The following is an 11,612-nucleotide window of genomic DNA, read 5'->3' as shown; positions in this document are numbered from 1 at the left end:
TGTCGCTCGTAACTTCGCGCTCAATCTCTACCGCTCCAACGCCTTCTCCAATATGGCTCAGGCTGAACGATTCTGTAAATTCGGCCTAGATACACTCAAGACCGTTTTTAGAATGAAATAGCCCTGAGAAGGTAATGCTCCAATCATCTAAGTGCAGCTATCCCCGTTTAAATAGCCTATTTTTCAGTGTTCTTCTTTGAGCGGTGAATTTTCTTGTAGATTGGTTCACCAAAAATATCTTCTTCCAATTTTCGCCAACGTACACCCACAAATACTTCATGAGCCGCAAATTCTAAGAACGTGGCTTTTTTCACGAGGCTAGCATAAGACAAAGTTGCCTGGTACCGCCGTTTCAACCTTACAAGCGTCTCTGGAGTACAATGCCCTCTAAAGACTTCCATCTCAGCCATACAGCTTCTGAAATCCTGATCAGGAAATATTAGCTCAGCTGCAAAGATCTCTGCACCAATCTCAATTTCCTCGCCTTGGTTGTTGTCAGAGCAAAGGACACTGCCTACATCTCGGTCAAATAGAAAGTGCTTAAACTCATGAGCCATGGTGAAAATAGCCGGTTCATTCGGCAGATCGCGGTTCACCATGATGGCTGCACCTGATTCATCGCAAAAGAAAGCTCCCCTAAGCTTTTTAAATTTAGCTGGGGAGCGCTCGTTTTTGATGGGCCATAGATCAAAGGCGATGCCGTGGTGTTTGAAGATCTTCCGTAAATCAGATCGACCGACCTTTGGGGTAATCAACCCAAACTGGGCTCGAACCTCCCGAGCCCGAGCCTTTAGTTGTTCATAGTATTGAGTTCGACTCATCGATCTCGTACAAGCTAGATGTGGAGTAAGCCCGTGGCAATTCAGGGAGCCTTGACCCTACTGCTAGGGTAGTACAAATATTTGGATTCGACTAGTCTGCTTTCTTCTTGCTCCTGGACGAGGGCTTCTTGACCTGTTGGTATAGACCTCTTGCTTTACGAAACTCAGCATAGCGGCGAAGCTCCTCTAAATCTTCATCTGGCAAGTCTTGTGCCGCCCTTAAGAGGGCTTGAAGCTGGTCACTCTCTGGCTGCTCCTCAGGGGGAAAAAATCCTAGGATTGGTACGCCAAAAAATCTTGCCAATTTCTCTAAATCTTCAATGCTGGGACGATGGGTCGCTGTCTCCCATCGGGAAATCGTGTTTTTAGCGACGCCTAAGGCCTGCGCTAAGGCATCTTGAGAGATACCGTCTCCACCTCCATAGCCCTGACGTAGTTCACGAATCCGCCCTCCAATATATTTCAGTAAGTCCATACCGTTCTAGCGCTCTGCTTGCTTGGGTAGTAAAAGTATCGCACAGCATGTTCCCCAACAGGGAACCAATGTTCCCCCTGGTGTTGACAGTCCATGGAGCCGGAAGCTATGATCCCGTTTAGGGAACATAGATCACCATAAAAAGGAACAAGGAAGTCTTATGCAAGTAGATACCACCAACAAGCCAGGGAAGCCGCCAGTCAGCATCACTGTGAAGGTTAACGAGCGTCCTGTGACATTTGCAGATCGCAAGACTACAGGGTTAGGCATCAAGCAGGCTGCCATTCAGCAAGGGCTACCTATTCAGGAAGATTTCGTTCTGTTTGAGGTAAGGGGCAATGCTCCTCTGAAGCAGATCGGCAACTCTGAGCAGGTCAACCTGCGCGAGAACCAAGTCTTCCGTGCCATAGCCCCTGACGACAATTCATAGGAGGCAAATGATGAAACCTGATATAGCAAACGCGATCGCTGAACTCAAAGCTGCGTTTCCTCGCCATCAGGTTGAAGTAACCCCCGATGCCCGTGGAGGGGCCAGCGTTATTGTCCATGGCTTATCGATTGGCCAACAATACATCCCCTCTACGAGTTGGGTGGGCTTCACCTTAGTAGGGCAGTATCCTCATGCCGATGTATATCCCCATTTCATGGATGAGGGTGTTCGCTTTGCTAATGGCGAAGGCTGGAAGGCTGGATTGTCTGCCGGTAAATGGGCAGGTCGCAGTGCGATTCAAATCTCTAGGCGTTCAAAGCGCTGGAATCCAGCCGTAGATACGGCTGCAACCAAACTTGTCAAAGTTCTTGAATGGCTCAGGTCACAATGAAATACCCTGTTTCTCTTAGGATCACTCAACCACTCTATAACCAGCTGTACCAGCATCTATTCCCAGGCGATGGGGATGAGCATGGAGCCGTTCTTTCGGCTGGCATAGTCGAAACTTCAAAGGGAACACGGCTGTTGGTTCGTGATGTTTTTCTAGCTAAAGATGGCGTAGATTATGTTCCGAGTACCCGTGGCTACAGAGCGTTAACAGCCCAATTTGTCGCAGACAAGTCTCACTATTGTGCTACCCAAAACCTGTGCTATTTAGCTGTCCACTGTCACGGTGGGCAAGACCAGGTAGCATTTTCGGTTGACGATTTAGCATCCCATGAGCGTGGCTATCCTGCCTTACTGGATATCACTAAGGGCGGGCCTGTAGGAGCCTTGGTATTTGCCAAAAATGCCGTTGCTGGCGATATCTGGACATCTGAGGGGCGATATCCTCTCAATAACATGGTAATTATCGGTTCCCAAATTCGTAGCCTTTATCCTTCTCCTAAGCCGCGCCCTCGAACTGCTGATCCAAAATATGACCGCCATGCTCGGATGTTTGGCGATGTTGGTCAAGAAGTTCTTTCCAACCTCAAGGTCGGCATCATTGGGTTAGGTGGGGCCGGGTCACTGATCAACGAATGGCTATCTCAATTAGGTGTAGGTCATATTGTCGCTATAGACTTTGACCGAGTTGAAATAACTAACCGCCCTCGAATTGTTGGTTCCACTAGATGGGATGCGATGGAATGGTTAGTTAGACAACCCTTTCCTTGGGTACAACGGCTAGGAAAGAAGCTGGCAAAACACAAAGTTTATGTGGCCCAACGGGTTGCTAAACGAGCGAATGGGTCTATTCGATATGATGCGATCGTAGGCAGTATCGTTGATGAGTCGGTAGCTAAGAAACTTATTGATGCTGATTTTATCTTTCTGGCAGCAGATACCGCTCAAAGCCGACTTGTTTTCAACGCTTTGGTTTATCAGTATCTTATTCCCGGAGTTCAAGTTGGCGTGAAAGTGCCAGTGGATCAAAAGACTGGTGCGATAGGCGATATTTTCTCGGCTACTCGTCATGTTCACCCCTTCGCAGGAGGTGGATGTCTAAACTGTCACGAACTGATTTCACCAAGTCGTCTTCAAGAAGAAGCTCTCAGCCTAGAAGAACGAAAAGAACAGCAGTACATCAACCATGAGGATATTCCTCAACCGAGTGTTATTACGTTGAATGTGATGGCTACTGGACAAGCTGTCAATGATTTTTTAATGATGTTTATAGGTCTATTTGAGCCTGACCAGCTTCTATACCATCAGATGAATAAGGTGCGGCAAAGACAATCAGACCTAGTCGAGCCCATGATTCAGGCGGATTGTCTTCACTGTAGTTCTCATGAACGTAGTAATCGAGCTAAGGGCGATCGAGGCTCTTTGCCCTGCCTTTGATTGGAATTACAGATATGTCAGTACCCATAACACCTAACCAAGGCATAAACTCAGTTGGCTATGCGTGGTAGAAATGGCTCAATGATGAACCACTCGTGGTAGAGAATGGCTAGGTAGAAATCTTGGTTTGGGATGCGATCGCACACTGCCATATACCCGCTCATAAACCAGTCGTCGCCGTAGGTGGTGTCTTTCAAAAATAGCGTTAGGGAGTTGCCATCGGCGCTCCAGATGGTACGGAGGATGGTGATGTTGTCATGATGCGATCGCTCCACAGGCAGCAAAACCGCCCGCCCCTCAATCATCATAAATTCTGGGTCATACCACTCCAGCACAGAGGCCCAGTTCTCTGGCCCCTCGTGCTTCTCAATAATGCGATCCCATCGAAGGGTTTTGATGAAAGCCAAGCAGTCTGGATTGAGATCTGAAAGTTGCATCGATTAATCTCCCAAGAGCACCCGCATGGCCTTTAGTGCTGGGCGCTTCTTCCCATTACTCACCTTGCCAAACCAGTAATGGGCCTCCTCATTACTCATCGCCGCAATGCCCTCCGTCACATTGGCAATCCGTTCCGGCTTCGACAACGGCTGCAACGCCTGAAACAGCAGCGCCAAATTCACCCCTGACGCCTCGCTGAGTACATAGGGAGCCTGCCGCTTGTAGCTCAGCGTCTTGGGGTCATAGTTATTCGCCTTTAGCGCCTGGTAAATCGCCTGCCGAGCCTGCACCAGCGGCTTGCCCTTCAGCCGCCCCACCCGCTTAGCCGCCGGACGCTTCTTTTCCCCCGCCTTTTTGTAGGCGCACTGGTACAGCTCCAGGGCAAAGTCATTGTTGCTCAGGGGTACAACGCGAAGCTGGAACTCTTGCATGGTGTCGTGAATCCCACAAACAGGGAAGAAGACGTCAGGTCTAGTATTCTACTCTGACTCTCAGATTCATCCTATCGACTGGGTTCCGGGTCAGCGCCTGCTGAAGCCCCTGGATCTCCGGCCCCTGGGGAGCCATGGGGGCATTTAGCTTGAGCCTCACGGTCAGCGTCAGGCTAGCCTGGGTCTCAGGCAGGTTCAGCATGCCATTTAGCGTGCTAAAAAAGCTCTGGAACCCCCGCACATCCCCCTGGTACTCTAGCCGCACAAACTGCTGCCCCGTTTGCACCGTCACAAACTGCTCAATGTCAAACTGGTAGCGGGCCAGCAGGGGCAGGGTCGTGCCTAGCTTGCGGTAGTCCGTCACATCGCTCACCGAAAAGTCCAGAGCTGCGATCGCCTTCGGCTGATAATCCCTCAGCCAATCCGCCAAATCGTTGAAGACCTTGGTAGGACTACCCTCTAGCTGCTGCTCCGTCGGCTTCTCTAAGATGGTGCCTTGGTTGTAATCCCCAGTGCCATCGCCACCATTAATGGGCTTGGTTCCTCCCAGCGGGTAAAGCATCACATCCTTCACAGCCTCGGCAATCTCACCCGTTCCATAATCGGCCACCACCTTGAACTGGGTTGTCTTGGCGATCTGGCCCTGGTACTCATCCGAGGGCAAAAACTGGTCACCCACCAGACTGCCATCCTGATACAGGCTGACCTTCAACGCCTCTTTGGCCCGCCAGCGCACCTGCACCGTCCGCTCATCGCTCCCTCCGGCCAACAGTTGGGCACTCAGCTCCACCACCTTCGGTTCAGGCGGCTTCAGCAGCCCCCGTCGGTAAAGCTCCGCCCGGTCAGAAAACTCAATCGTGGTGGGCATCCCCACCGCCGTCCCATCGGTTTTGATGTAGAGCTGCTCTCCCACCTTGAGATCCCACTGCCCTTCGCTCAGGCCCTTGCGGATCGTGTCCCGCAGCTTAGACACCTCCGCATCGAGCAGCATGTTCAGAGCCAAGTCCTTAGCAAACTGTTCTCTCAGTTGGCGTGTCGTCCAGTGGTCGAGCCCCGTGGGCCACACCTTTTGTAGCAGGTAAGCCGGGGCGTAGGGGGCCGCATCTTCCCCCCGCACCTTGCCGCAGTCCTTCAGCGCCTTCAGCACCACATCCTGCTGGTTACGGTTGCCCTTCACGGTGCTGGCATCCTGGGCGGGCAGGGGGTAATGCATCAACCCCTTGGCTGCTTTCACCGGGTCGTTAGCCGGGTAAAACAGGTGGCGGTAGGCGTTGGTTAAGGCTACCCGCACCGCCAGATCCAGCTCCCCCTCCTTTTGCTTGATCTGATCCTGCTGGCTCTGGGAGAGGTCATCCATGCGGTTTTGGCTGCGCAGGATGGCCCGCACCGCCTTAAACTCGCGGGTGATGTCGATCGCCCGGTCTAGCTCCTGGTCGTTGGCCAGCAAAAACAGCAGCCGATTGCGAAAGGTGCGAAACTTGCCCGACTCGCCCGTGTTGTTAAAGATCTGCTCAATCAGCGCTGGCGGGCCGTCGGTGGAGCTGCCGATCTTTGCCTCGTTAAAGTCGATGATGCACAGGGCCAGGGTGTTAGGGTCATCGTCCACATCGTGGGCACCCTCGGGGCCAGCCACCAGCTGAAAGAACTTGGTGGCAAAGATGGTGTCGCGCCGGGTGCGGAGTTCTTCTTTGGCCTCGGTAATGCCGACCTGCTCTTTCTCCTCAGCGATGATCTTGTTGATGGAGGGTTCTTCTTTGAACCGAGCAACGGAGGTGATGGGGTCCACATCCAAATACCAGGCCACACCGCTCAGCCGCTCCAGGGCGCGGTCCACAAAGCTAATATCTACCCCTGGAGTCAGCAGCGACAGGTTCAACTCGGCGCGGCGAATGCCCGATGAAATGCCTTGGGTGAGGGAGTGCAGGAACACCGTGCGGCCTACCCAGGTAGAAAAAGGCGGCTTGCCAGCGGTAATCCATTCCTGGTCTTGCAGTTGGGCGTGGGCCTCGCGACCCGTGGGGTTGTAGATATCAGCGGCGATCGGCAGGCGCATCAGGGGCCGCTGGAGCCGGGAGGTCAGGTCGCTGGTGATTTCTTCTTCTAGCCCCACCGGCAGGTGGTGGGGGTGAATCATCGGCAGGCGCTGTTCGGGGTGCTGCCACAGGTAGCGCACCACCCGCGCAAACAGCCGCAGGGCTCCCCGCGTGCGCTGAAACTCGGGGATAGAGGCAATCTTTTTGGTCAGCAGGTTGAATAGCTCGGGGTGAAATGGGTAGCTGTTGGCGATCGCCCTGGCATAGGTGGCATCTTTACAGCCGTCGGGTAGGTTCACCCGGCTGGCTCGAAACGCCTGGAGGTAGTCTTCTGCCGCTTTCTCCGCCGCCTCGGCGCTAATGCTGGCAAACAACCGCTGCCGCACAATGTTGTAGACCTCAATGTCGGTACTGGGGCTCAGCACCCGCTCCTGACGGGCCGAGGCCCGAATCAGCTCCTGCTGAATCTCCGCCGTTTCCTTGGCAAAGGTGTCAGACTCCGAGGCCAAGGAGTAGACAAACACCAAGTTGTTGCAGGACGCCGCCTGATCCATCAGCGAGAACAAAAAGGCCACCACCTGCTCGGCCAGGTTACTCTGCCCAATGGTTTTGGCCTTAGCGGCCCGCAGGTGACGAGCAATCTCATCAAGAATAATCAGCGTCGGTTCTGGACCAATCAGGCGATCGATTACCGACGTGCCGGGGCTAATGCGGTTTTCGTCTGTCCCCCGCAGCAGTTGGTAGCCATCAATGCCGCCGATTTGGTAGGCAATTTCGCCCCACAGGGTGTAAGTGGTGATGCCCGTTTCTGAGTGGTACACCCCCGCCTCGGGGTCTAGATCTCGTCCATCCACCGCCGCCACCTGAATGGGCCGATCTGGAATCAGCGAAATATCATCTACAAAGCGGTTGAGCCCATCGATCTGTCGCCCTTGCTTGGCCATATGCCACAGGGCAATCTCGTCGTGGGTTTTGCCGCCCCCAAAGCTGGTCTCTAGCCGAATGACTGGGGAGCCAATCAACCGCCCGGTCAGCCGTCCAAAGACTTCGGTAATCAGGGTTTTCAGGCCATCGGTTGGAAATGTGTTGGCTAGAAAAACAGCAGGCTGCTGATAAATCTGGGGAGCTTTGCCTTCTACCACAGGCCGGAGCTTCGCTGCGAACAGATCGAGGGAGAGGTCACCAGAGCGAATCTCGTCCCTGGGGACGCAGGTATCAAAGACAGTTGGCAGCATGGGAAAAGGGCTTTGGCGTGGAACAACGGGAATCAGCCATCTTGTTGAAACTGTGAGGGCAGGCTCTCTTAAGAGCATTCCCATCGAGCTGGCTAACGCAGCCCAAGGAGCAAATTTCTCCGCTTGCTCCTTATTACATCGCTAACGCCTATAGGCCGGAGCAGCCTGATGTAAGTGTTTACATTTTCTATAGGCCAATGTACGGAATGCAGAGAATTCTATAAAGGACTGGGCTCTAGCCCAAGACAACTGATACGGAATTGCTTACCAATCGCACCCAATAGTCTTTTAATCTAACGGGTGGGTTAACCCAGGTCTTTCGCGATGTGGATGAGAGGCTGGTTAAGGTCGGAGCGTGGCTTGGTAGCACTGCTAGAAATGGGAAGGGTTAATGCCTATGGAGCGATCGCAGATCTAACGAGGTACCTTCTTAGGTTAGGCAATCCGCTCAATCTGGCATTCAAAGCCCTCGTTGTAGCCCTTGTACCAGCACTGGAGAATGCCCTCTAAGTCATCCGTAAACCGTACGGTCAGCCGCTCTAAAGTGATCCAATCATAGCCACCCGTGTTCTCTGAGTGTGGTTGTCGCTCTCGGCTCAACACCTGCTCTACCCGTGCCAACGTTGCCCACCCACAATGAGGAGCCCCAGCATAACTCTCAAACACCTCCGACATCAGCGCGATCGCGTCAAGCGAAAGGCTCTGGGGACAGAGCGATTCCGGCAGCCCAATCGCCGTCGTCAACTGCTCATCTGACCACCAGGCCCACCATTCCTCACGGTGCAGCAATTGCACCTCCTCAGCCTGCCGAATCTCTGACCAGGGTGTCTGATCCAAAGCGGCCAGTCGAATGGCCTCAGCCCAGGTCACCGCCACATATCGGCGCGTCATAAATCGAGCCATGATGCCCCTACCCCGCTACCGGCCCGCTCACACCAACAGCAACAAGACGAGGAATATTCCCCACCGCCTTGCCCCCAAAGCGTCCACTCAAAAACCTCTTCATTCCAGCCCAGCGATCCTGAACATAACGATGGTCTGATGATGTGAATGACACCTGTCTGGGGGCAAGCGGGGCACCATAGCACTACCCAAAAAATTGAGTAGCAAATATCACCAGTACATCATCTGTACGGAGTCGCTGCGCTATATCCGGAAGAAAAAGAAAAACTGTGGTGAGGTTTACAAATTCAACTTGGGCGGCCTTCAATATCTGATTCCATCAGCGACACAGCTCGCTCATAAATCCTCAAGCCTAGCAACACCAGACGCACCAGCATTTGATCAGGATTCCGCTGACTCGCCTCCGCCAACTCCACGATCCGCTCTGTTGGAATGTGTTCGTTGAACAGAATCAAGTTGGCCTCCAATTCGTGGAGCAACGGACGGCGGTGCTTTTGAGCACTCTCTCGAAGAGTCTGACCCACGTCACTCGTGAGCAGAAGTTCCAAGATTTCAGCTAGGAAAGGCGATCGCTTTCGATTCCCTTCCACCGCACATTGTGCCTCCAGTGCCTCCAGCAGTTCCGCCGTCATGTAAAACGTAGGACGACATCCTACATCTGAGGAGTCGGATGGCGATTTGTCTTGGGGCACAGAGGACTTGACCATAGGAGTGACAGGGGTGAGACCAACTGCCGCTATCCTAGCCTCCCCATTGAATGAACGAAACATCGTAGTGCCACAGCTTTACAGAAGCCTGAGGTTGACAGATATAAGCTTTCCTCCGCTTTACATCACCTTGAACCAGAAAGCATCGCACTCTGCTTGGTCGCCATCGTTGGTGTCTGAGATGGCCTCGTTGTACCTCAGCCTGCACATTCGTACGTCTTCAAACGACGCAAAGCACTGCTCTCAGGAGGCTTTAGGCATTTTTGGACATTTTTGGTTCTCTTTAGGCATGGCAAATTCCTGTTTGTAAACAAAATCTAAAGCCTGCTTTACTTTTCATAAGTACTACTTCAATATGGGCCATAACACTTTCAACATGAAAGTACAACAAAGATTGAGTCATCAATCTTGAGTTCCTGATGAAGTTCCGTGCTTGACCTGCGGGTGGCGAGACCAACGATCTGCCGCCCATAGCTGAAAATCGTCCTACTCAATCTGTTCAGGGAGCGATCTACCTACGTCCTCATCACTTGGAGTAGGAGATATGAATCTTGTATCTAACCGCCTGGGGCATCTACGGCCTCTAGTTCAGCGCAGCCGTAAGACTCTTTCTAGAGCTGGATATCAGCTCGCCCATTTCAAATTCCGTGGCCTCAGCGGCTGGACGCTGCTGGGCATTGTTACCGGCATCCTGCTATTCATCAGCATCACGAGCCACGCCAATCCAGCCATGGCCCAGCTCTTTGACACTGTTGAAGGTGAGGCTCAGAACATCTTCGGGCAATACCTGGACGGCGACATTATCAGCTTCATGTTCGGTCTCCTGCGCCTGGTGGTGTGGGTGTCAGCCGTCGGTTTTGTGTTCTTTGCGGTCTACCAGGCCCAACGGGGTGAACAGTGGCAACCGCTGCTGCAAAACGCTTTCATCATCATTGCCGCCGTCGTCATTGTCGAAGGCCTGAGCCGATTGTTCTTCGGAGCCTGAGATGAGCGACGACTCGCGCCTGTACTGCCCGGTCAATCCGAGTTTGGGCCGTCAGCCTTCTCTTGGCCCCATTCCCACTAATCTGCTTGCCCCCTCGGGCGGCATCTTCGTTGGCTTCTACATCTTGATTGAAGTCCTACTTGGGCTCGGGTTCGTCCCATTTCTACTGCTCAGTACCTGGGGCATTTCCACGTGGTGGGTAGTGGTCGGCGAAAAGACCTGGCTCTTTACCCACAAGTTTGTGCCTGTGCCCGACTGGAAACGGGGCCATGTGCCCTATCAGCGTCATTTACCCAACCACCATGACTAAACCAAGGCTTGGAACGCAACGCTATCGCTTTCGCCCCTTTGAAGATGAATCGCACCTAGAATGCCTCTGCCGTCTAAACTTGCGCGGGCGCAACGTAGGCGCTTATCTGCTCAAGCACCAGCGGCAATACAGCCTGGTGTTTGGCTTTCGCAGTCGGGGGATTCATACTAAATCCGGATAACATACCCCCGAAAGGATCGGGCTCTTCATGCGGGCCACCAGTGATAGTTGGTCAAGGCTTTAATCTCGGATTGCATTGACAGCAAGGTGCGGCAGCGAGCCTCAAGGACATCTTCGAGATCACTGAGGGCGTCAAAGCAGCGGTTGACCAAGGGTTCATCGGCAAGCCGCCAGAGTCGTTCTGCGGGTTGCAACTCGGGTGAGTAAGGCGGTAACACCTCCAGATGAAGACCATCGGGTATCACCAGGTCTTTACCGACGTGCCATCCGGCTCCATCGACCACCAACAGGATTTGCTTGTGCGGACCCGCCCCGACTTGCTCGGCAAAGGCGGCCAGGGCTTGATTGAACCAAGCGCCATTCGCCTGAGGCAGAATGAGCCATTCGGTATCGCCAGTTGTGGGATGAACAAAGCCGTAGAGGTACGTCCACTCGTAGCGCGGATCAACCAGGGCCAATGGTCGCTGCCCCACTTTGGCCCAAATCTTGCGAATAATCGGTTTCAACCCCAGGCGATGCTCATCAAAGGACCAAGCCTCGACAAGCGCTTCGGGGTATTGCTGCTCGAGTTCAGCCTTGCGTTCCGGGAGTTTTTTTAAACGCCTCTTGGGCCTCCGGATTACCTTTACGATGCCGAGGACGAGGGACTTGCAGCGATTGCTCTAAGCGCTTGAGATAGTCCCATCCCCGTTGGGGCCAGACCTTAGGTACCCCGTGCGTATTTGCATAACTTCGGCACCTAGTTGCATCAACTTCGGCACCCCCTCGATTGGCGAGGGAAAAACAGCATAGCTGGGCAGGTCAGATTCATTATGCAGTCTGTGAATAGATCGTGAGAAT

Annotated in this window: 14 protein-coding genes; 6 read left to right on the top strand and 8 right to left on the bottom strand. The window is 53.2% G+C overall.

The features are described 5' to 3' along the window. Positions 1 to 176: 176 nt before the first annotated feature. Together ACQ4N7_RS29290 and ACQ4N7_RS29285 are read right to left on the bottom strand one after the other, a co-directional pair. Positions 177 to 821, bottom strand: a complete 645-nt coding sequence (locus ACQ4N7_RS29290; protein ID WP_430714965.1) for an ImmA/IrrE family metallo-endopeptidase — start codon at positions 819 to 821, stop codon at positions 177 to 179. Positions 822 to 912: 91 nt separating this feature from the next. Beyond that, positions 913 to 1,296, bottom strand: coding sequence for a helix-turn-helix transcriptional regulator (locus ACQ4N7_RS29285; protein WP_430714964.1), 384 nt, complete (start codon positions 1,294 to 1,296; stop codon positions 913 to 915). A 160-nt stretch (positions 1,297 to 1,456) separates the two neighbouring features. Here ACQ4N7_RS29285 and ACQ4N7_RS29280 point away from each other — a divergent pair, with 160 nt between their 5' ends. The 3 genes from ACQ4N7_RS29280 to ACQ4N7_RS29270 are packed head-to-tail and all read left to right on the top strand — an operon-like array spanning position 1,457 to position 3,550. Next, positions 1,457 to 1,726, top strand: coding sequence for a multiubiquitin domain-containing protein (locus tag ACQ4N7_RS29280; RefSeq protein ID WP_430714963.1), 270 nt, complete (start codon positions 1,457 to 1,459; stop codon positions 1,724 to 1,726). A gap of 10 nt (positions 1,727 to 1,736) precedes the next feature. Then, positions 1,737 to 2,117, top strand: coding sequence for an E2/UBC family protein (locus ACQ4N7_RS29275; protein WP_430714962.1), 381 nt, complete (start codon positions 1,737 to 1,739; stop codon positions 2,115 to 2,117). Continuing rightward, complete coding sequence (locus ACQ4N7_RS29270) at positions 2,099 to 3,550, top strand: ThiF family adenylyltransferase (RefSeq protein WP_430714961.1); 1,452 nt, start codon at positions 2,099 to 2,101, stop codon at positions 3,548 to 3,550. The genes ACQ4N7_RS29275 and ACQ4N7_RS29270 overlap by 19 nt, the downstream gene beginning before the upstream one ends. A 50-nt stretch (positions 3,551 to 3,600) precedes the next feature. Here the strand turns inward: ACQ4N7_RS29270 and ACQ4N7_RS29265 are convergent, their stop codons facing one another. From ACQ4N7_RS29265 to ACQ4N7_RS29245, 5 genes are all read right to left on the bottom strand, one after another. Beyond that, the gene (locus tag ACQ4N7_RS29265) at positions 3,601 to 3,987 is read right to left on the bottom strand and encodes a hypothetical protein (protein ID WP_430714960.1); all 387 of its coding nucleotides are present in this window, start codon (positions 3,985 to 3,987) and stop codon (positions 3,601 to 3,603) included. 3 nt (positions 3,988 to 3,990) lie between these two features. Beyond that, positions 3,991 to 4,419, bottom strand: a complete 429-nt coding sequence (locus ACQ4N7_RS29260; RefSeq protein ID WP_035984305.1) for a DUF7680 family protein — start codon at positions 4,417 to 4,419, stop codon at positions 3,991 to 3,993. A gap of 40 nt (positions 4,420 to 4,459) precedes the next feature. Beyond that, on the bottom strand, positions 4,460 to 7,687 hold the full coding sequence (locus tag ACQ4N7_RS29255; RefSeq protein WP_430714959.1) for an ATP-binding protein: 3,228 nt from the start codon (positions 7,685 to 7,687) through the stop codon (positions 4,460 to 4,462). Positions 7,688 to 8,122: 435 nt separating this feature from the next. Next, the gene (locus ACQ4N7_RS29250; RefSeq protein ID WP_430714958.1) at positions 8,123 to 8,578 is read right to left on the bottom strand and encodes a hypothetical protein; all 456 of its coding nucleotides are present in this window, start codon (positions 8,576 to 8,578) and stop codon (positions 8,123 to 8,125) included. Between the two features lie 299 nt (positions 8,579 to 8,877). Next, positions 8,878 to 9,297, bottom strand: a complete 420-nt coding sequence (locus ACQ4N7_RS29245) for a hypothetical protein (RefSeq protein WP_430714957.1) — start codon at positions 9,295 to 9,297, stop codon at positions 8,878 to 8,880. A 544-nt stretch (positions 9,298 to 9,841) separates the two neighbouring features. Between ACQ4N7_RS29245 and ACQ4N7_RS29240 the strand changes: the two genes are divergently transcribed. From ACQ4N7_RS29240 to ACQ4N7_RS29230, 3 genes are read left to right on the top strand one after another with little or no spacing between them, the layout of a single operon-like run. Next, positions 9,842 to 10,282 (top strand): hypothetical protein, encoded by a 441-nt coding sequence (locus tag ACQ4N7_RS29240; RefSeq protein ID WP_430714956.1) that lies wholly within the window; start codon positions 9,842 to 9,844, stop codon positions 10,280 to 10,282. Between the two features lies 1 nt (position 10,283). After that, entirely contained in the window at positions 10,284 to 10,592 is a 309-nt protein-coding gene (locus ACQ4N7_RS29235; RefSeq protein ID WP_430714955.1) for a hypothetical protein, read from the top strand. Next, positions 10,585 to 10,773 (top strand): hypothetical protein, encoded by a 189-nt coding sequence (locus ACQ4N7_RS29230; protein ID WP_430714954.1) that lies wholly within the window; start codon positions 10,585 to 10,587, stop codon positions 10,771 to 10,773. Before ACQ4N7_RS29235 ends, ACQ4N7_RS29230 begins: the two co-directional genes overlap by 8 nt. A gap of 25 nt (positions 10,774 to 10,798) precedes the next feature. Here the strand turns inward: ACQ4N7_RS29230 and ACQ4N7_RS29225 are convergent, their stop codons facing one another. Beyond that, entirely contained in the window at positions 10,799 to 11,392 is a 594-nt protein-coding gene (locus ACQ4N7_RS29225) for an IS630 family transposase (RefSeq protein ID WP_430714966.1), read from the bottom strand. Between the last annotated feature and the right edge of the window lie 220 nt (positions 11,393 to 11,612).

The organism is Nodosilinea sp. AN01ver1 (genome assembly GCF_050565655.1).
Lineage (GTDB): Bacteria > Cyanobacteriota > Cyanobacteriia > Phormidesmidales > Phormidesmidaceae > Nodosilinea.
This window is presented reverse-complemented; position numbering and strand designations above follow the sequence as displayed.

Coding starts and splice junctions, on each gene's coding strand:
- ACQ4N7_RS29275 (WP_430714962.1), top strand. CDS start 1,737: ATGAAACCTGATATAGCAAACGCGATCGCTGAACTCAAAGCTGCGTTT.
- ACQ4N7_RS29235 (WP_430714955.1), top strand. CDS start 10,284: ATGAGCGACGACTCGCGCCTGTACTGCCCGGTCAATCCGAGTTTGGGC.
- ACQ4N7_RS29265 (WP_430714960.1), bottom strand. CDS start 3,987: ATGCAACTTTCAGATCTCAATCCAGACTGCTTGGCTTTCATCAAAACC.
- ACQ4N7_RS29290 (WP_430714965.1), bottom strand. CDS start 821: ATGAGTCGAACTCAATACTATGAACAACTAAAGGCTCGGGCTCGGGAG.
- ACQ4N7_RS29260 (WP_035984305.1), bottom strand. CDS start 4,419: ATGCAAGAGTTCCAGCTTCGCGTTGTACCCCTGAGCAACAATGACTTT.
- ACQ4N7_RS29285 (WP_430714964.1), bottom strand. CDS start 1,296: ATGGACTTACTGAAATATATTGGAGGGCGGATTCGTGAACTACGTCAG.
- ACQ4N7_RS29255 (WP_430714959.1), bottom strand. CDS start 7,687: ATGCTGCCAACTGTCTTTGATACCTGCGTCCCCAGGGACGAGATTCGC.
- ACQ4N7_RS29280 (WP_430714963.1), top strand. CDS start 1,457: ATGCAAGTAGATACCACCAACAAGCCAGGGAAGCCGCCAGTCAGCATC.
- ACQ4N7_RS29270 (WP_430714961.1), top strand. CDS start 2,099: ATGGCTCAGGTCACAATGAAATACCCTGTTTCTCTTAGGATCACTCAA.
- ACQ4N7_RS29240 (WP_430714956.1), top strand. CDS start 9,842: ATGAATCTTGTATCTAACCGCCTGGGGCATCTACGGCCTCTAGTTCAG.
- ACQ4N7_RS29250 (WP_430714958.1), bottom strand. CDS start 8,578: ATGACGCGCCGATATGTGGCGGTGACCTGGGCTGAGGCCATTCGACTG.
- ACQ4N7_RS29245 (WP_430714957.1), bottom strand. CDS start 9,297: ATGGTCAAGTCCTCTGTGCCCCAAGACAAATCGCCATCCGACTCCTCA.
- ACQ4N7_RS29230 (WP_430714954.1), top strand. CDS start 10,585: ATGACTAAACCAAGGCTTGGAACGCAACGCTATCGCTTTCGCCCCTTT.